The organism is Enterobacter sp. 4974935 (assembly GCF_058661735.1).
The window spans coordinates 3,875,296-3,892,914 of record NZ_JBZWGT010000003.1; the positions used below are offsets into that span (position 1 = coordinate 3,875,296).

Consider the following 17,619-nt stretch of genomic DNA (forward strand, 5'->3'; position numbering starts at 1 on the left):
ACAGGCTCCCCTATTTTTATCATGCCGTTTGCGCCGTCAGTTTGAAGGATGCCATCGCCTCCATCAGCTCGCGCGATTGTTCCTCCAGGGAACGCGTTGCCGCAGAGGATTGCTGAACCAGCGCCGCGTTTTGTTGCGCCGTTTCATCCATCTGATTGACGGCAATGTTAACCTGCTCAATACCGCGGCTCTGCTCCTGAGACGCCGTCGCAATTTCTCGCATCAGTTTGGTCATACGCAGCACTTCGGTGGCGATCTCGTCCATCGTCTCACCGGCCTGTTGCGCCAGCTCGCTGCCCTCGTTCACGTGGGTTTGCGAATCGCTGATCAGCGAGCGGATCTCTTTCGCCGCATCGGCACTGCGGCTGGCGAGATTGCGCACCTCACCCGCCACGACCGCAAAACCCCGTCCCTGCTCGCCCGCGCGCGCCGCTTCCACGGAGGCGTTCAGCGCCAGAATATTGGTCTGGAAGGCAATGCCGTCGATGACGCTCAGGATATCGGCGATGCGCGCCGAGCTGCCGGCGATGTCGCGCATCTTCTCAATGACGTAGCAGACCATTTCGCTGCCATGATCGGCGGTATCGGAGACCGACTGCGCCAGCTGGTGCGCCTGCCCGGCGTTATCGGCGTTAAGTTTCACCGTGGCGGTGATCTCTTCCATGCTGGCGGCCGTCTGCTCCAGCGAGGTGGCGGTGGATTCCGTGCGCTGGGCCAGGTTCAGGTTCCCTGCCGTCAGCTCGCGGCTGCCGGTATCAATCTGCGAGCTGGCGTCACGCACCCGCAGAACGGAATTCATCAGCGACTGGCGCATCTCTTCGATGACCGCGTTGAGGCGATTAAATTCCTGGCTCGCCGGCGCGTTCAGGGTGTGGGTTAAATCCCCGGCCGCTACGTGCTCCAGCTGGGCAATTGAGGCTGAAAGCGGCTTAAGCAGCATATGGCGCAGCACCAGCCAGGCCAGCACGATAATGCCTGCCGTCAGCAGCGCCGCGACGATAATCAGGATCAGCACACGGGTTTTACTCGCCTGCACGGCGCTCACCTCCGCTTTGCCGCGCGCCTCGCTCCACGTCTGGAACGCCTGCATATCGTTATCAAACTGCTTCGCCACCGGGACCAGCTTGCTTTCCAGCAGATCGTAATAGCCGTCCGCACTTTGCTCGTTCAGGGCTTTCAGCATCGGGCTGATACCCTGCTGGTTGTACACCGCCAGGCTCGCGGCGACGTTATCCAGCAACTTTTGTCCCTGCTCATCCGCCACGCCGCCGCCGATCACGCCCTTGAGCGTTTTCTGTGCCAGCGCCACTTCCTGGTTAATGGTTTTGACCGCCCTGGCCGCATCGTCCAGCAGGCCGACCTCCATCATGCGGACGGCCTGTCCCGCTTCATTACGTGCGCGCAGGATCAGCGTATAGCCGGCATTCAGCTGCACCATCTGTTCACCCTGAAGATGATTGATGCGCTGGAGAGAAGCAGAACTTTGCGTAAGGGCATAAATGCCAATGCCGCTGACAATCAGCAGCAGAAGGGTCATAACGGCCAGTAAAGAGAGCAAGCCGGTACGAATCGATAGCGTTTTAAGCATGATGTTATTTCCGGTAGCGAGATATTTCTGGGCATAAAAAAAGAGTATCGACCGCTACCGGAAAATGTTTAGAGTTTAAGCAATTTCAGCATGTTATCGCCCTGTTAAAGATGTATTCACACGGGTAACAGGCGAGCTCTGGCGGTTCTCCCACAGCACCGTCAGGCCGCGCTGGAGCGCGATAAAAATAAACAGCAGAATACCGATGGCGATTTTGGTCCACCAGGAGCTGAGCGTGCCGTCGAAGTTGATATAGGTCTGAATCAGCCCCTGGATCGCCACGCCAAACAGCGTACCGAGCACCGTCCCTACCCCGCCGCTGAGCAGCGTACCGCCAATCACCACCGAGGCAATGGCGTCAAGCTCAACGCCCACCCCCGCCAGGGCATAGCCTGCCTGGGTGTATACCGAAAACACAATCCCCGCGAGCGTGGCAAGGCCGGTCGAAAGCATATAGATGCGGATGGTGGTGCTGCGCGTGGAAATCCCCATCAGGTTCGCGGACGTGGCGCTGCCGCCAATGGCATAAACCTGGTTACCAAACCGGGTACGGTGAGCGAGGAAGATCCCGATAACCACCACGCCCAGCATCAGCAGCCCCATTGCGCTCAGGCGCCCTCCGCCGGGAATTTTCCACGCCAGGCTGGAGAGCGTGTCGTAGATCGGATGGTTAATCGGAATTGACTCCTCCGACACCAGATAGCTCACGCCGCGCAGGAAGAACATCCCGGCGAGGGTGATGATAAACGCCGGTATTTTCAGCGCGTCGATCAAAAGCCCCATAAAGGCGCCGAACGCGCAGCCCATGACCAGCACCAGCGGAAACGCCAGCAGCGGCGAAATACCCCAAAAGCCAATCGCCTTGGCAAGGAAAACGCCGGTAAAGGCGATCACCGACCCAACGGAGAGATCGATCCCGCCGGAGAGGATCACAAACGTCATGCCGACGGCGATAATGCCTAAAAAGGCGTTGTCGGTCAGGATGTTGCAAATCACCCGCGTGGAGGCGAAGCCCGGGAACTGGGTCAGGCAGTAAAGGTATCCCAGCACGAACACGCCCAGCGTGATCATTAACGGCAAATTACGTTTTATCATGACCGCGGAACCCCTTAATGAGAGTGATAAAGCGCGGCGACTGCACGATAAGTACGATAAGCACCACGACCGCTTTGACGACCTGATTAAGCTCCGGCTGGAACCCGGAGAGCAAAATACCGGTATTCATACCCTGAATAATTAACGCCCCCACCACCGAGAGCAGCAGATTAAAACGTCCGCCCATCAGCGACCCACCGCCGATAACCACCGCGAGGATCGCATCAAGCTCCAGCCAGAGTCCGGCGTTGTTGGCATCCGCCCCGCGAATGTCGGCCGCCACAATCACCCCGGCAATCGCAGCACAGACGCCGCTCAGCACGTAAGTCAGCATCACCATCAGCCGTGTATTTACCCCGGCGTTTTTCGCGGCCCGAATGTTAATCCCCACCGCTTCGATGAACATCCCGAGCGCCGTTTTGCGGGTGAAAAGCCAGAACACCACCAGCGTCACCAGCGCGACGATCACCGGGGTCGGGAAGAACAGAAAATTACCGCTGCCAATCCACGCAAGATTCGGGGAGGTAAAGGTGACGATTTGACCGGAGGTGATAAGCTGCGCCACACCGCGCCCGGCCACCATCAAAATCAACGTCGCGACAAACGGCTGGATCTTGAGCACCGCGACCAGAATGCCGTTCCACAGCCCGGCTAATACACCGGAGCCCAGCGCGGCCAGCAGAACCACCGGCAGGCTGTGCCCGGCAACGGTCATCGAGGCGGCGGTGGCGCCCGCAATCGCCATTACCGCACCGACGGAGAGGTCGATCCCGCCGGTGGCAATGACCAGCGTCATACCCATCGCCAGCAGCGCCACGGGCGCGGCACGGTTTAAGATGTCGATCGGGCTACCAAACAGGCGGCCATCCTGCACGACGATCTGGAAGAAATGCGGAGCCACCAGGCTATCCACCAGCAGCACCAGCAGCAGCGCCACGATTTGCGGCGTGCCGGTCGGCCAGCTGAAGCGGCGCTTCGCTTCGCCAGTTTGCGAAAGAGAACGGGACATCACATATGACTCCTTACGCCGCGATGGCATTCATGATCGCCGGAACCGACAGTTTATCCAGCGGGATCTCTGCCACCTGCCTGCGATCGCGCATGATGATGACGCGATCGGCATAGCCAACCAGCTCCTCCAGCTCAGACGAGATCACCAGCAGCGCCAGACCGTCGGCGCACAGCGTTTCGATAAGCCGGATGATTTCGGCATGCGCGCCCACGTCGATACCGCGCGTGGGCTCGTCGAGGATCAGGAACTGCGGTTTGGTCAGCAGCCAGCGCGAGAGCAACACCTTCTGCTGATTACCGCCCGAAAGGAACTCGATGGGCTGTTCCGCGCTCGGGGTACGGATACCGAGCTGGCGGATGAAGCGCTCGGCAATCGCGTTCTGCTCGCGCTTAGGGATCGGACGCAGCCAGCCGCGCTGGGCCTGTAGCGCCAGAATGATGTTTTCCCGCACCGAGGCGGCGGCAATAATCCCGTCCGTTTTTCTGTCCTCCGGGCAGAAGCCCACGCCGAGGCACGACGCCTGATGCGGTGAACGTAGCGTTTGCGGTTTGCCTTTGATCAGCGCCGTTCCGCTGTCGGCAGGTTTGATCCCGAAGATCACTTCGGCGGTTTCGGTGCGCCCGGAGCCTAACAGCCCTGCCAGACCCACAATTTCACCGGGGCGTACCTCGAGGTTAAACGGCGCGATGGTCCCTTTTTTGCCGTAATCGTGAAACGCGGCGATCGGTTTTTCGCTCAGCAGCGTGCGGCCCGCACGCTGGAGTGCGTTGGTCTCCAGCTCGCGGCCCAGCATCATTTTGACCAGCTCAATCTGCGGCAGCTCGCGGGTTTCCCGGCAGCCGACAAAGCCGCCGTTGCGCAGCACCGTAATACGGTCGCTCACCTCGTAAACCTGATCGAGGAAGTGCGTAACAAAGATAAGGCTCACGCCCTGATCGCGCAGCTGGCGCATCAGGGTAAAAAGCATCTCCACTTCCTGGGTATCGAGGCTGGCGGTGGGTTCATCAAGGATCAGCACTTTCGCCGAGAGATCGATAGCGCGACAGATCGCCACGATCTGCTGCATCGCCACGGAAAAACGGTTCAGCGGTTCGCGCACGTCGAGAGAGAAGCCATACGATTCCATCAGCTTCGCGGCGCGCGCTTCCATCTCTTTACGGCGCAGCAGGCCAAAACGTCTGGGCTCGCGGCCAATAAACAGGTTATCCGCTACCGACATGTTTGGCAGCAGGTTCACTTCCTGGTAGACCGTGCCGATCCCCAGTTGCTGCGCATGCGCGGTGTTTTTGGGCGAAATAGCATTACCTTCCAGCCAGATAGCGCCGCGATCGGCGTGATAGACCCCGGTCAGGGTTTTAATCAGCGTCGACTTCCCCGCCCCGTTTTCGCCGAGCAACGCCATGATCTCCCCACGCCGCAGGCTGAAATCAACGTTATCCAGCGCCTTAACGCCAGGGAAAAATTTACTCAGGCCCTCTGTGCGGAGGATTTCCTGGTGTTGTTCGGTGGTCATGGTTTCCCCTCACCCTGACCCTCTCCCCGGAGGGGAGAGGGGATTATTCGTGCCAGTCTTTAATATTCTGCCCAAACTGCCCTTTTCCCTCTCCCCTCCGGGGAGAGGGCTAGGGTGAGGGGGGCTGAGCTTAGTAGCCCATATTTTTCTTCTTCTCTAACTCTTCTTTCGCCGTGTCCGGCAGGTAGAGCGTGGATTTGGTGATGGTCAACTTCTCAGGCTGGGTGCCGTCTTTCTTGAATTTCTCCAGCGCATCGAATGCCGGGCCCGCCATGTTCGGCGTCAGCTCCACGCTGGCGTTCGCTTCGCCGTCAATCATCGCTTTGTAGATGTCCGGTACGCCGTCGATCGAGCCGGTGAGAATATCTTTGCCCGGCTTCAGGCCCGCTTCTTTGATGGCCTGGATGGCGCCGATCACCATGTCGTCGTTGTGGGCGTAAACCATGCAGATATTTTTGCCGTTATTTTCTGCCTTGATGAAGCTTTCCATGACCTCTTTACCCTTGCTGCGGGTGAAGTCGCCGGACTGAGAACGGATGATCTTGATGTTTGGTGCTTTGGCGATGGCTTCCGCGAAACCTTTCTTACGGTCGATAGCCACGCTCGCCCCGACGGTGCCCTGCAACTCAACCACGTTACACGGCTTGCCATCCACCTGCTTCACCAGCCAGTCACCAATCAGTTTGCCTTCCAGCACGTTATCGGCGGTGACGGTGGTCATATAGAGAGATTTGTCTTTTACGTCGATGGAACGGTCGAGCAGGAACACAGGAATTTCAGCCTCTTTAGCTTCCTTCAGCACCGGCTCCCAGCCCGTGGCAACAACCGGGGCAATAAAGATGGCATCCACGCCCTGAGCGATAAAAGAGCGCACCGCTTTAATCTGATTCTCTTGCTTTTGCTGACCATCGGCGATTTTCAGGGTAATACCGCGCTTTTCGGCCTCACTTTTCGCCACGTTCGTTTCAGCGGCGCGCCAGCCGGATTCAGATCCGACCTGCGAAAATCCAACGGTTAACGGTGCGGCCATCGCCATAGACGACATGGCTGCCGAAACTGCTGTAACAAGAAGTAAGCGCTTCCACATATGAACGTCCTCGTAGGGTAGGTTATTGTTGGTTAAAAGATGTTCTGCGGATGAACTATAGCCAATGGAATATGTTACGGATTGCGTTACATCACACTTCAGAAAAGTGAATAAAACGTTAATCACAAGTTTGTAATCGCTTTCATTTCCACATTTAAAATGCGGCTGAGTTTATGGATTATCCTGTCATGGAAACGGTCTGAAAAGTGAAAGCGCGAGGGAGATAAGACGAAAACAGGCGAAGACTTTCAGCGCCAGTTGGCTATAATACCTGCCACTTGTTTACCATCCATTTTAAAGGACACCGACATGAGCTTACTCAACGTCCCTGCGGGTAAAGAACTGCCAGAAGACATCTACGTTGTGATCGAAATCCCGGCCAACGCAGATCCAATCAAATACGAAATCGACAAAGACACCGGTGCGCTGTTCGTTGACCGTTTCATGTCTACCGCCATGTTCTATCCGTGCAACTACGGCTACATCAACCACACTCTGTCTCTGGACGGTGATCCGGTTGACGTACTGGTCCCAACGCCATACCCATTGCAGCCAGGCTCCGTCATTCGCTGCCGCCCTGTTGGCGTGCTGAAAATGACTGACGAAGCGGGTGAAGATGCGAAACTGGTTGCCGTACCGCACACCAAGCTGAGCAAAGAGTACGATCACATTAAAGATGTGAACGACCTGCCAGAGCTGCTGAAAGCGCAGATCGCCCACTTCTTCGAGCACTACAAAGATCTCGAAAAAGGCAAATGGGTTAAAGTTGAAGGCTGGGATAACGCAGAAGCGGCGAAAGCAGAAATCATCGCCTCTTTCGAGCGTGCTGCTAAGAAGTAATTCTTACTGCTGATACTAAGCCCCGCGCGTCGGGGCTTTTTTGTGCCTTTCGATGCGCCCGGCGGCGCTACGCTTGCACGGGCCTACAATCAGCAAGAGGCGCAAAACGATAACGCCACCTTACGGTGGCGCTGTCGTTTTTCAGAACTGGTCTCTGTCTAACCAGTTACCGCTTTCAATCAGCGTTAACCCGTTGACCGAACGTTGGTACACATACATCCATGCACTGCCGTAAGGCGTCTGGATCAACTGGCGAGCGTATTCACCGCCCCTGGTGCGCAAGGCATCAAGTTCGGCCAACGTAGCATTATCAATACGATAAACCTCACCCTGTACCGTTCCGTTCCCCGGAACCGCGCCTGGATAGTGGCCCAGACTGTACAACTGGTAGTTTTCGATTGTGTAATTTCCCAGCAACTGGGCGTTGGTCATCCAGTGGCTGTTGCCTTGCTTGGTTCGTAAACTGCCATAAACAAATATTCGCATTGCTAAAACTCAAACTGATAGAGCAGATCAAGTGCCTGGTCTACGCCGGACACTGCTTCCAGATATAGCTTAGGCATCAGGCGATAACGTAACGTGAGTGTAGCCAGTGAGTCAAAGATCCCCACGCCATATTTTACCTGTAGACCCGGCAGTACATAGCCGCTGACCACTACCTGCGAAGAGTCACCCACGCCCTGAGTGTCCAGCGCCAGATTGCTTACGCCAAACGTCTCGCCGATTTTACCCACAACCTGACCACTTTGTGCAACCCCCAGACCGACTAACATCGATGTCATTGCCGCACCATCGCCCTGTTGGCTATCCAGACCCTGGCCGCGCAGCAGGTAGGAGAGCGCTTCCTGCTGCGACATGGCCGGGTCAGAGAAGATCTCTGCCTTAGGTTCATCGGCGGAGCCCGTCACGCGCACGCCCGCAATCACATCATCTTCGGTGGCTTCCGGGTTACGGATCGCTTCGATATTGAGTACCGGCTGATCCGGTGGGCCGGAGAACAGCAGCTCACCTTTACGCACAATCAAATCCTGACCGTAGGCATGGAAGCGCCCTTCAGGAATATTGATTTGTCCATTGAGGCCAAGCCCCTGTTGATCCTGCGCCACCTTCAGGTCACCCGTGAGTCTCGCCTTCAGCCCAAACGCGTCCAAACGCACGTTATTCCCCACGTGCACAATAAGATTACTATTGATCGGTATGCCAGCGCTCTTCTGTTCAACAGGTTTCAGATTTTCATTGAGCATAACTTCATCACTGGAGACGCCAACCGCGCTTTCCGGCACTTCGTGAACCACGATGCGCGCCCAGGGCACGTCGACGCGGCCGTCCAGGGTGAAGAGACTCGGCGTTGCCTCAAAGACTACGTCTGGCGACACGTCCAGGCGCACCATCGGCGGTACCGTGATACGCACCCTGCTGCCCTTGGCCGCTATACGGGCGCGCCAGTTGTCGAGCTGGCTCCAGTCTGCGTCACCAGTCAGGTTGATTTGTCCCTGCTGTGTCAGCACTGAGCCACTGAGGGTTGAGCTTTGGCCGTTAAAGTTCATCGTCAGCTGGCTTGGCTGCATATCGAACGGCATAAAGTTACCGTCAATGTCCACGCCGTTTAACCGCATCTGGCCAAACAGCTGTGGGCTTTGCGCATCCCCCGCCAGACGCAGGTTGGCGCTGAGCATCCCCGCCGCCTTTTCTCCCCGCGAGAAAATCGGATTCACCATCGCCAGGTTGAAGTTGCGAATATTGACGTTGCCGCCGAGATTGCGCCGCCCTTGCGGATCGGTAATTTGCACCTGTCCGTCAAGCTGACCGTTGTTGGTCAGACGAATAAGCCATCCCAGTTCCGCACGATTGTTACGCAGGTCAGCGTTCACATTCAGGGTGTCGAACGCCACCGGCAGCGGCGCGTCATTGACCTCCTGCGTCACCTTCACGTTACGCCCGGAGAGGGTAACGCTGCCCTGCGGCAGTCCCTCTTTGGTGGTGTCCCACGCGACGTCCGCTTTACCGCTGAAGACCCCGCTGGCCTGGGTGGTTTCCGGCATAAACGGTTTCAGCATCGCCAGGTCAAAACGGTTGAGGTTGATCTGCGCGCGTCCTTCCGCGCCCGCATCAATGGTCTGCGGCACGCACAGCTCAGCATTCGGGTTGGTCCAGCAGTGTGGCCCAATGCTGATCTTTTGCTCCGCATTGCGGTAGTCCAGCGCGATGGATCGGGACAGCACCAGCGGGCCGACCGGCGTGCTGAAGCGGGTGTTATCCAGCACGCCCTTCCAGCGCGTTGCCTGGCGGTCAAAACTGCCCGTCAGGTGCAGCTGCCCGGAGACCGGCTCGCCCTGCACGCGCAGCTGGAGATCGTGCTGCTTTTCGTTACCTTTTGCCGCCAGCGTGACCAGACTGATGTTCACGTCCGGCTGGGAGATACGCTCCACGCGCAGGTCCAGGTTTCCGCCGATCTGATCGGTGGATTTCACGTCCCCTTCGACGCGCACGCGGGCAATGGAAAGTTCCTGCCAGCGCAGGTTATTGGCGGTGATGTCCGCCAGCAGCTGCGGCGCCTCCACTGTACCGCGAACCTTCACTAACCCCTTCGCCGTCCCGCCAAGACCCGGCAGGGCGTTATCGAGATTTGGCGCGTCGATGGTGGCATCCAGATCGAGATCTTTCACCCCCAGCTCGCCTTTGATATCTGCCGTGTTGCGGCCCAGCGCCACGTGCAGGCCCGGGATCACCCACTGGAGATAGCTGTTGCCCTTAAGCGAGCCCTCTACGTTGACTTTGTTCTGCTTCACATTACCGGTGAGCTTGAGTTCCGGCACGTCCATCTGCCAGGTGCCGCCGTACAGGCTACCGCGGGTTTTGATCAGACCATTCAGTTTTGACGGCCAGTCCGGGACTTCTTTAGCGGTGTTGATCCCGGTCAGCTTCAGCTCGCCGCGCCAGCTGATCGCCTGCTGCCAGTCGAGCAGCGCGGTCAGCTCGGTTTTCCCTTCCAGCGCCGCCACGGTCAGCTTGTCGAGGTTAACCTGCAACTCGTTACCCTTCGCATCCAGAGTAATATCGGCGGGCGGTACTCCCTGCCCCTTCACTGCCGTACGGAACGACAGCGTGTAGTCGGTCATTTTGCCACTCAGCTTCAGCTTTAGATCGTCGGCCTGGAACTGCTTTTCACCGGTGAACGGCCAGTAAAGCTGCTTGCTGACAATCTCAAGGTTGAGCGGTAGACCGGCCTCTGCCAGCTGGGTTTGCCCGCGCAGTACCATATCCACAGGGCCGGAGAGGTTCACGCCGAACTCCAGCTTCTCGCGCAGCGCGCCGCCGACTTTCACCTTAACCTTCTCGCCTTTCAGCGGATCGATGTTCAGGGCGCTGTTAAGGGTAATATCTACCGGCCAGTTATCGCGCAGCAGCGCATTGCCTGAGGCATTTACCGACCCCTGGTTGGTATCGATATCCAGCGCGTCGAGCTTCATGTTGCCGTCGATACTGCTGACTTTAAGCAGCATGTTGAAGACCGTCAGATCGGTATCGCCGGTCAGACGCAGCTGCTCGCCCTTAAACTCTTCGATATTGAGGTTCAGCGGCAGATGCACGTCGGTCATCTCCGGCAGAACCGGTTTCGAGAAGAGATCTTTCAGCGTTTCACCCAGCGGTTTTTCTTCCGGCTGCGGGTTCTGGATCTTCGGCTCGACGATCTCTTCCTGCGCCACGTCGGCCACCTTCGGCAGCGCAATCAGCAGCCCTTGCAGGGAGGTTGGGGTCAGGGTGAGGTTTTTCTCCTGCCAGCGCAGACCGGAGGTGAAATCCATCACGGATACCGTCGTGTCGTCGATTTTGATATTGACGTTATCCAGCGCGACCCGGTAGAGCGCAATCGGGTACGGCGTGGAGAGATTCAGCGGGCCGCTGTCCTCTTCTTCGACAGGCTCAGACTTCGGCATTTTTTTGGAGTCTATCGCCACGTTCACATCTTTTAGCGACAGATCGTTTACGCAAAGCTGGCTGTCCCGCAGGCAGCCGAGCTTTACCGCCAGATGAAATTCGCCCGCGTTCACCGCCACGCCGGGCTGTTCATAACGAATATTCTTCAGGCGCAGATCGCGCCAGCCGCCCGTCACCTGGCCGATTTCCAGCCCTGGCACCCAGCGGTTCGCGGCGTTAAACAGCAGATGCAGACCCGTGGTGGTGCCCACCAGAAACGCCACCGTACCGAGCAGTAATACGATAAAAATCAGCACCCCGAGGCTTATCTTCTTCCATAAACTCATAATTCAGGCCCCAGACCGATGTAAAACTGTAAACCGTGTTCTTCTTTGTCGCCCACCGGAACGGCGAAATCGAGCTTGATCGGCCCGACCGGTGACTGCCAGCGCACGCCCACACCCGCGCCGGTTTTGAAATCGCTGCGGCGGATGTCGTTCACCGCCTCGCCGCTGTCGACAAACATGGCGCCCCACCATTTGCCGCTGACGTTGTACTGATACTCCAGCGAGCCGGTCGCCAGTTTAGAGGCCCCGGTCAATTGGCCTTTCTCGTTTTCAGGTGAGATCGATTTGTACTTATAGCCGCGAATGCTGCGGTCGCCCCCGGCGAAGAAACGCAGATCTGGCGGAACGCGTTCGAAGTCACCGGTTTCGATCCAGCCCAGGTTGCCGCGAACCACAAAGCGGTGCTTGTCGTAGAGGGTACGGATCCAGACGTTTTGCGCCTGCACGACGGAGAAATCCACGTCTGAGCCCCAGGCGGAGTTGGAATAATCGATGGAGTAGCGCTGAGAATCGCCCCAGGTCGGCATCAGGCCACCGCGCGAGCGGGTACGGCTGATCATCACGCCCGGATAAAGCAGCATGGTGGTGTTGGTGACGTTTGCCTGAGTAAAGTGGTCAAGGCTCCAGCGCAGGTTAATGGCGCGCTGCCAGCCGCTGGAGAGATCCCAGAAGCGTGATACCGCAAGCGTCGTCGAATCCTGCTCGGTATCGTTCAAATCGGTACGCTTAAAGCCGCCCTGCACGAGGTAGTATTGCTCAAGCGGATTTTTCAGCAGCGGCATTTTATAGCTGAAGTCCAGCTGCTGTTCAGGCGCAGACAGGCTGAGGCTGGTGGTCAGGCTGTGACCGTAGGAGTTCATCCACGGTTTTTTCCACGAGGCTTTCACACGCGGGCCGACGTCCGTGGAGTAGCCGACACCGGTCTCAATGGTGTTCTCGGTGCGCGGTGAGACCACGCCATGCAGCGGTAACACTTTCGTTTTACGGGATTTATCAAATTGCGGTGCCACCACCACGGAGTTAAACCAGCCGGTGGCAGATAAACGACGGTTCAGCTCGCCCAGGTCGCTAGACTGGTAGTAGTCGCCCTTTTTGAACGGCACCAGGTTTTGCAGATACTCATCACGGATTTGCGATCCTTCAAAGGTTACATCGCCAAACCGATAGCGCTCGCCGCTGTCGTAATCGATATCCCAGAATGCCTGACGTCGTTCAAGCGCAACGCCCAGCTGGCTTTTGTTGAACTGGCTGTCAAAGTAGCCTTTGCGCAGCGAAACGCTGGTTAAGGATTTTTTAAAGCGATCGTAATCCCCGTGATTAAGCACGGTGCCCACTTTCGGGCGGTTGCTGAGCAGATCCAGGTAGTCACGATCCGTGCGTGCACCGCCGCGCAGCACCACGTTCGTGCCGCCAATCAGGACGGGTTCTCCCGGCGAGACGCGGGCAATCAATACCTGACGTCCTTTAGCCGGCGGCGGCCGTAAATCGAAATCAATGGTGGGTTCGTAGTACCCCAACGCCTTTAAGCCTTCGCGAATGGCGTCATCCACGCGCGCGCGAAAACGCCGATCCGGCGTGACTTCATCGCTCTGGATGGTGGAAAGCTGCGCACGCACGTTTTTTTCCAGCGCCCCGGATAACCCCTCAACCTGCAAACGGACATTCGCCGCGCTGGCAATCCCGCTTGTCAGCATTAAACTGACTAAACATAACTGGCGGATCTTTGTCACGTTTTCTCCTGAATATCCCTGTTTCCACCCTGGAAGCAAATGCAGTGCCGCTCCGCGGCAAAATACGGCCTGAAAGCCAAAAACCCAAATTACGGGTTGAAAAAGGGCCTAACACCCAAATATTTCTTATGATTAAATCTAGACTCATTCATCGCATTTATTGTGTTCAATTAAACGCTTCGTGACAACCTTAACCGAAACAACGCTACCCCGGAGGCCCCACCGTGAGTTTATTTGATAAAAAGCATCTGGTATCACAAGCCGATGCGTTACCGGGACGCAACACCCCTATGCCAGTGGCGACATTACACGCCGTAAACAACCATTCAATGACAAACGTTCCTGATGGAATGGAGATCGCCCTGTTTGCCATGGGCTGCTTCTGGGGCGTAGAACGCCTGTTCTGGCAACTGCCGGGCGTGTACAGCACCGCTGCGGGCTACACCGGAGGATATACGCCTAACCCAACCTACCGCGAAGTCTGTTCCGGTGAGACCGGTCATGCTGAAGCGGTACGTGTGGTGTATGACCCGAGCGTCATCAGCTATGAACAGCTGCTCCAGGTGTTCTGGGAAAACCATGACCCGGCGCAGGGCATGCGTCAGGGTAACGATCACGGCACCCAATACCGCTCGGCCATCTATCCGCTCACCCCTGAGCAGGAGGCTGCAGCCCACGCCAGCCTGACGAGTTTCCAGGAAGCGATGCAGGCAGCCGGTGATAAACGTCAGGTCACGACGGAAATCGCTACTGCGAAACCGTTCTACTATGCCGAAGACGACCACCAGCAGTACCTGCATAAAAATCCGTACGGCTACTGCGGCATTGGCGGCATCGGCGTCTGTCTGCCTCCACAGCAGGACTGATTACAACATCAGCGCCACGCGAGCCGCGTGGCGCGCCTGTAAGCAAAAGTGTCAGTTCATTACTTAACCACTCACTGCCTTTTCATCCGGCCACTTTTTGCCGAAAACGTGACCTCTGGCAGATTTACACGCCTTTACGCTATACTACCGCTGAAATAATCGGCTCAACGCTACGAGCTGAGTTCAATGTGTCTTCACACGAATGGTATCAACTCCCCTTCTGAGGATCTGGCGAGAAGCCGGATAAACTATGTTAAACAGTATTTTAGTAATACTTTGTCTTATTGCCGTCAGTGCATTTTTCTCGATATCGGAGATCTCGCTGGCTGCCTCCCGTAAAATCAAACTGAAGCTGCTTGCCGACGAGGGCAACATCAACGCATCACGCATTCTGAAAATGCAGGAAAACCCAGGCATGTTCTTTACCGTGGTGCAGATTGGCCTGAACGCGGTCGCCATTCTTGGCGGTATCGTGGGCGATGCAGCATTTTCTCCGGCGTTTTATAGCCTCTTTGTAAAGTACATGTCCGCAGAGCTGGCCGAGCAGTTGAGCTTCATCCTCTCCTTCTCGCTGGTCACCGGTTTGTTCATTCTATTCGCGGACCTGACCCCGAAACGCATCGGTATGATTGCGCCAGAAGCTGTGGCTTTGCGTATCATCAACCCGATGCGCTTCTGCCTGTATGTCTTCCGTCCGCTGGTGTGGTTCTTCAACGGCCTGGCGAACGTCATTTTCCGCATCTTCAAGCTGCCGATGGTGCGTAAAGACGACATCACCTCCGACGATATTTATGCGGTGGTGGAAGCCGGGGCGCTGGCAGGCGTGCTGCGCAAGCAGGAGCACGAGCTGATCGAGAACGTTTTCGAACTGGAATCCCGTACCGTGCCGTCCTCCATGACCGGCCGTGAGAACATCATCTGGTTCGATCTGCATGAAGACGAGCAGAGCCTGAAGACCAAAGTGGCGCAGCATCCGCACTCCAAGTTCCTGGTCTGTAACGAAGATATCGACCATATCATCGGCTATGTGGACTCCAAAGACCTGCTGAACCGCGTGCTGGCAAACCAGAGCCTGGCGCTGAACAGCGGCGTGCAGATCCGCAACACCCTGATTGTGCCGGACACCCTGACGCTCTCCGAAGCGCTGGAAAGTTTCAAAACCGCCGGTGAAGACTTCGCGGTGATCATGAACGAATATGCGCTGGTGGTGGGCATTATCACCCTCAACGACGTCATGACGACGCTGATGGGCGACCTGGTCGGCCAGGGGCTGGAAGAGCAAATTGTGCAGCGTGATGAGAACTCATGGCTGATCGATGGTGGTACGCCGATTGAAGACGTCATGCGCGTGCTCGACATCGACGAGTTCCCGCAGTCCGGAAACTACGAGACCATCGGCGGCTTTATGATGTTTATGCTGCGTAAGATCCCGAAACGTACCGACTCGGTGAAATTCTCTGGCTTCAAGTTTGAAGTGGTGGATATTGATAACTACCGCATCGACCAGCTGCTGGTAACGCGCATTGATAGTAAACCGACCGTGCTGGTACCGAAGCTGCCAGACGCGGAAGATAAGGTGTCGGCGTAACCCTTTGTATGTCCCACAAACATCAACGGCTCCCATCGGGAGCCGTCTTTTTAACTACTACTGCATAGCACGTTGGTTAAGCCATCTCAGTTTGCAGACGCATAACCTGACGGTTGACTTCGGACATCACAGACAAGTGCTGTTTGTCCTTCACTTTCGGGATAAGGATTTTGCCCTTATCGAACTCAAAAGCGCCAACATCCTTGATATACAACCGTCCACGGAACAGGATCTTCACGTACTTCGCCACCTGAAGCGGGTTGTAGCGTTGGAAAATTTTCATTCTTGTATCTCCTGCGAATCATACGCCCTTGCGGTGCCACAATCGGCCCGACTGTCCTGAGCGCAAATTTTGATGCCCAATGACTATAGACCAGAACCTCGTACTTACCCAGTGTGCATAAGTTTATTTACCGTTTGATTACAATTATTCAGAATAATCTTTGCAAAGCGTGATACAGAGCAGTATATGCCGTCGTTTTTGCGTGGATATGTGCGTTCGCCCGCAAACTGGCATCGGGATTGCGGGAAAAGCCCATTGATCGCACTTATGATTAAAAGCGCATGACCAAGTGGTCGGATCACCTGCTCACAATAAGGAAACACCATGACCCTACGTAACCTCCTGGCAGCAGCTTGCCTGTTGCTGCCGCTGATGGCTTCCGCACACAACATTGAAAAAGGACAACGTGTCCCGCCGGTCGGCATTGCTGACCGGGGAGAATTGATTCTCGACAATGATAAGTTTAGCTATAAAGCCTGGAATAGCGCGCAGCTTGCGGGCAAAGTGAGAGTTGTACAGCATATTGCCGGACGTACATCCGCTAAAGAGAAAAACGCCACCCTCGTGGAAGCGATCAAGGCCGCAAAACTCCCGCACGATCGCTATCAGACCACCACCATCGTGAATACCGACGACGCGATTCCCGGCTCCGGGATGTTTGTGCGCTCAAGCCTTGAGAGCAATAAGAAGCTCTATCCTTGGTCGCAGTTTATTGTCGACAGCAACGGCGTGACGCGTAAAGCGTGGCAGCTGGAAGAAGAGAGTTCAGCGATTGTTGTGCTGGACAAAAACGGTCGCGTACAGTGGGTTAAGGACGGCGCGCTGACGCAGGATGAGGTGCAGCAGGTGGTTGCCCTGCTGCATAAGCTGCTGACTCAGTAAAGTGACACCCTGAAGCCAGGATTGAGGAATGACTCGCGCGGGGTGTAGTCCAGTGGCTTACCCTGCCAGTCATGCACATGCGCGCCTGCGGCCGCAGCCACCGCATGCCCTGCCGCCGTATCCCAGACGTTCGTCGGCCCGAAACGGGGGTACAACTGCGCCTGCCCTTCCGCCACCAGACAGAACTTCAGCGACGAGCCAATCGACGTCGTCTGGTGTTCCCCCAACTGTTGCAGGTACTCCTCCAGCTCGCTGTCGCTGTGCGAGCGGCTGATCACCACCAGCGGAGGACGGGCATCTCGCACCTGGATCTGCTTACGCACGCCGCACTCTTCCTTCCAGGCTTTACCTTCCGCCGCGCTGTACATCACCTTCATCACCGGGGCATAAACCACGCCAAGCACCGCCTTTCCTTTTTCAATCAGGGCGATATTCACGGTAAATTCACCGTTACGCTTGATGAACTCTTTCGTGCCGTCCAGCGGGTCCACCAGCCAGTAACGCTGCCAGTGCTGACGTTCGTCCCAGCCCTGGGGCGCTTCTTCAGAAAGGACCGGAATATCCGGCGTCAGGGTCTGCAAACCTTTCAGGATCACCGTATGCGCCGCGATATCCGCCGCCGTCACCGGGGAGTCGTCCGCTTTGCTGACAACATCCATCGGTTTCGCACCGTCGTACACCTGCATAATGGCATCACCCGCATCCCGTGCGAGCTGACAAATTTGATCTAACATTCTCCACCTCTTCGTTAACGCAGTGGGCATAACTTATTGTTTTAGTTATATCGTAATGTGAACAATTCCGCTATCTGTGAAGCAATTCTGGTTTCAGCGTTCTTTTTTCTGGCAGCATTCACACTTCTGTAAGCAA

Annotated in this window: 14 protein-coding genes; 4 read left to right on the forward strand and 10 right to left on the reverse strand. The window is 56.5% G+C overall.

What is annotated here, in order from left to right:
- Positions 1 to 19 precede the first annotated feature (19 nt).
- The 5 genes from AC4OVS_RS19770 to ytfQ form a co-directional block, all read right to left on the reverse strand.
- Positions 20 to 1,588 (reverse strand): methyl-accepting chemotaxis protein, encoded by a 1,569-nt coding sequence (locus AC4OVS_RS19770; protein WP_063200737.1) that lies wholly within the window; start codon positions 1,586 to 1,588, stop codon positions 20 to 22.
- Positions 1,589 to 1,681: 93 nt separating this feature from the next.
- Entirely contained in the window at positions 1,682 to 2,683 is a 1,002-nt protein-coding gene (gene yjfF, locus AC4OVS_RS19775; protein ID WP_022646856.1) for a galactofuranose ABC transporter, permease protein YjfF, read from the reverse strand.
- Positions 2,670 to 3,695 (reverse strand): galactofuranose ABC transporter, ATP-binding protein YtfT, encoded by a 1,026-nt coding sequence (gene ytfT / locus AC4OVS_RS19780; RefSeq protein ID WP_161177600.1) that lies wholly within the window; start codon positions 3,693 to 3,695, stop codon positions 2,670 to 2,672. Before ytfT ends, yjfF begins: the two co-directional genes overlap by 14 nt.
- Positions 3,696 to 3,705: 10 nt before the next feature.
- A complete protein-coding gene (gene ytfR / locus AC4OVS_RS19785; RefSeq protein ID WP_022646854.1) occupies positions 3,706 to 5,208 on the reverse strand; it encodes a galactofuranose ABC transporter, ATP-binding protein YtfR in 1,503 nt (500 codons plus the stop codon).
- A 130-nt stretch (positions 5,209 to 5,338) separates the two neighbouring features.
- Positions 5,339 to 6,295, reverse strand: coding sequence for a galactofuranose ABC transporter substrate-binding protein YtfQ (ytfQ, locus tag AC4OVS_RS19790; RefSeq protein ID WP_022646853.1), 957 nt, complete (start codon positions 6,293 to 6,295; stop codon positions 5,339 to 5,341).
- Positions 6,296 to 6,604: 309 nt separating this feature from the next.
- Between ytfQ and ppa the strand changes: the two genes are divergently transcribed.
- On the forward strand, positions 6,605 to 7,135 hold the full coding sequence (gene ppa, locus AC4OVS_RS19795) for an inorganic diphosphatase (RefSeq protein ID WP_006810347.1): 531 nt from the start codon (positions 6,605 to 6,607) through the stop codon (positions 7,133 to 7,135).
- 141 nt (positions 7,136 to 7,276) lie between these two features.
- Here the strand turns inward: ppa and AC4OVS_RS19800 are convergent, their stop codons facing one another.
- Genes AC4OVS_RS19800 through tamA form a run of 3 tightly spaced genes read right to left on the reverse strand, consistent with a single transcriptional unit; the run spans position 7,277 to position 13,130 of the window.
- A complete protein-coding gene (locus AC4OVS_RS19800) occupies positions 7,277 to 7,621 on the reverse strand; it encodes a gamma-glutamylcyclotransferase family protein (RefSeq protein ID WP_022646852.1) in 345 nt (114 codons plus the stop codon).
- A gap of 2 nt (positions 7,622 to 7,623) precedes the next feature.
- The gene (gene tamB / locus AC4OVS_RS19805) at positions 7,624 to 11,400 is read right to left on the reverse strand and encodes an autotransporter assembly complex protein TamB (RefSeq protein ID WP_045307821.1); all 3,777 of its coding nucleotides are present in this window, start codon (positions 11,398 to 11,400) and stop codon (positions 7,624 to 7,626) included.
- A complete protein-coding gene (tamA, locus tag AC4OVS_RS19810) occupies positions 11,397 to 13,130 on the reverse strand; it encodes an autotransporter assembly complex protein TamA (protein ID WP_022646850.1) in 1,734 nt (577 codons plus the stop codon). Before tamA ends, tamB begins: the two co-directional genes overlap by 4 nt.
- 224 nt (positions 13,131 to 13,354) lie before the next feature.
- Here tamA and msrA point away from each other — a divergent pair, with 224 nt between their 5' ends.
- Positions 13,355 to 13,996: a peptide-methionine (S)-S-oxide reductase MsrA gene (msrA, locus tag AC4OVS_RS19815; protein WP_108367490.1), complete on the forward strand. Its 642-nt coding sequence runs from the start codon at positions 13,355 to 13,357 to the stop codon at positions 13,994 to 13,996.
- A 250-nt stretch (positions 13,997 to 14,246) separates the two neighbouring features.
- On the forward strand, positions 14,247 to 15,584 hold the full coding sequence (gene paeA / locus AC4OVS_RS19820; protein WP_022646849.1) for a polyamine export protein PaeA: 1,338 nt from the start codon (positions 14,247 to 14,249) through the stop codon (positions 15,582 to 15,584).
- 76 nt (positions 15,585 to 15,660) lie between these two features.
- Here the strand turns inward: paeA and AC4OVS_RS19825 are convergent, their stop codons facing one another.
- A complete protein-coding gene (locus AC4OVS_RS19825; RefSeq protein WP_003856054.1) occupies positions 15,661 to 15,867 on the reverse strand; it encodes a DUF1107 domain-containing protein in 207 nt (68 codons plus the stop codon).
- Between the two features lie 324 nt (positions 15,868 to 16,191).
- On the opposite strand from AC4OVS_RS19825, the gene AC4OVS_RS19830 reads away from it, so the two are divergent.
- Complete coding sequence (locus tag AC4OVS_RS19830) at positions 16,192 to 16,749, forward strand: YtfJ family protein (protein WP_017383934.1); 558 nt, start codon at positions 16,192 to 16,194, stop codon at positions 16,747 to 16,749.
- Here the strand turns inward: AC4OVS_RS19830 and cysQ are convergent.
- Positions 16,743 to 17,483 (reverse strand): 3'(2'),5'-bisphosphate nucleotidase CysQ, encoded by a 741-nt coding sequence (gene cysQ, locus AC4OVS_RS19835; protein WP_022646848.1) that lies wholly within the window; start codon positions 17,481 to 17,483, stop codon positions 16,743 to 16,745. The genes AC4OVS_RS19830 and cysQ overlap by 7 nt on opposite strands.
- Between the last annotated feature and the right edge of the window lie 136 nt (positions 17,484 to 17,619).

Bases quoted from the DNA above. Each gene is read 5' to 3' on its own strand.
- AC4OVS_RS19825 (WP_003856054.1), bottom strand. From the start codon at position 15,867: ATGAAAATTTTCCAACGCTACAACCCGCTTCAGGTGGCGAAGTACGTG.
- cysQ (WP_022646848.1), bottom strand. From the start codon at position 17,483: ATGTTAGATCAAATTTGTCAGCTCGCACGGGATGCGGGTGATGCCATT.
- AC4OVS_RS19830 (WP_017383934.1), top strand. From the start codon at position 16,192: ATGACCCTACGTAACCTCCTGGCAGCAGCTTGCCTGTTGCTGCCGCTG.
- AC4OVS_RS19770 (WP_063200737.1), bottom strand. From the start codon at position 1,588: ATGCTTAAAACGCTATCGATTCGTACCGGCTTGCTCTCTTTACTGGCC.
- paeA (WP_022646849.1), top strand. From the start codon at position 14,247: ATGTTAAACAGTATTTTAGTAATACTTTGTCTTATTGCCGTCAGTGCA.
- ytfQ (WP_022646853.1), bottom strand. From the start codon at position 6,295: ATGTGGAAGCGCTTACTTCTTGTTACAGCAGTTTCGGCAGCCATGTCG.
- yjfF (WP_022646856.1), bottom strand. From the start codon at position 2,683: ATGATAAAACGTAATTTGCCGTTAATGATCACGCTGGGCGTGTTCGTG.
- AC4OVS_RS19800 (WP_022646852.1), bottom strand. From the start codon at position 7,621: ATGCGAATATTTGTTTATGGCAGTTTACGAACCAAGCAAGGCAACAGC.
- ytfR (WP_022646854.1), bottom strand. From the start codon at position 5,208: ATGACCACCGAACAACACCAGGAAATCCTCCGCACAGAGGGCCTGAGT.
- tamB (WP_045307821.1), bottom strand. From the start codon at position 11,400: ATGAGTTTATGGAAGAAGATAAGCCTCGGGGTGCTGATTTTTATCGTA.
- ppa (WP_006810347.1), top strand. From the start codon at position 6,605: ATGAGCTTACTCAACGTCCCTGCGGGTAAAGAACTGCCAGAAGACATC.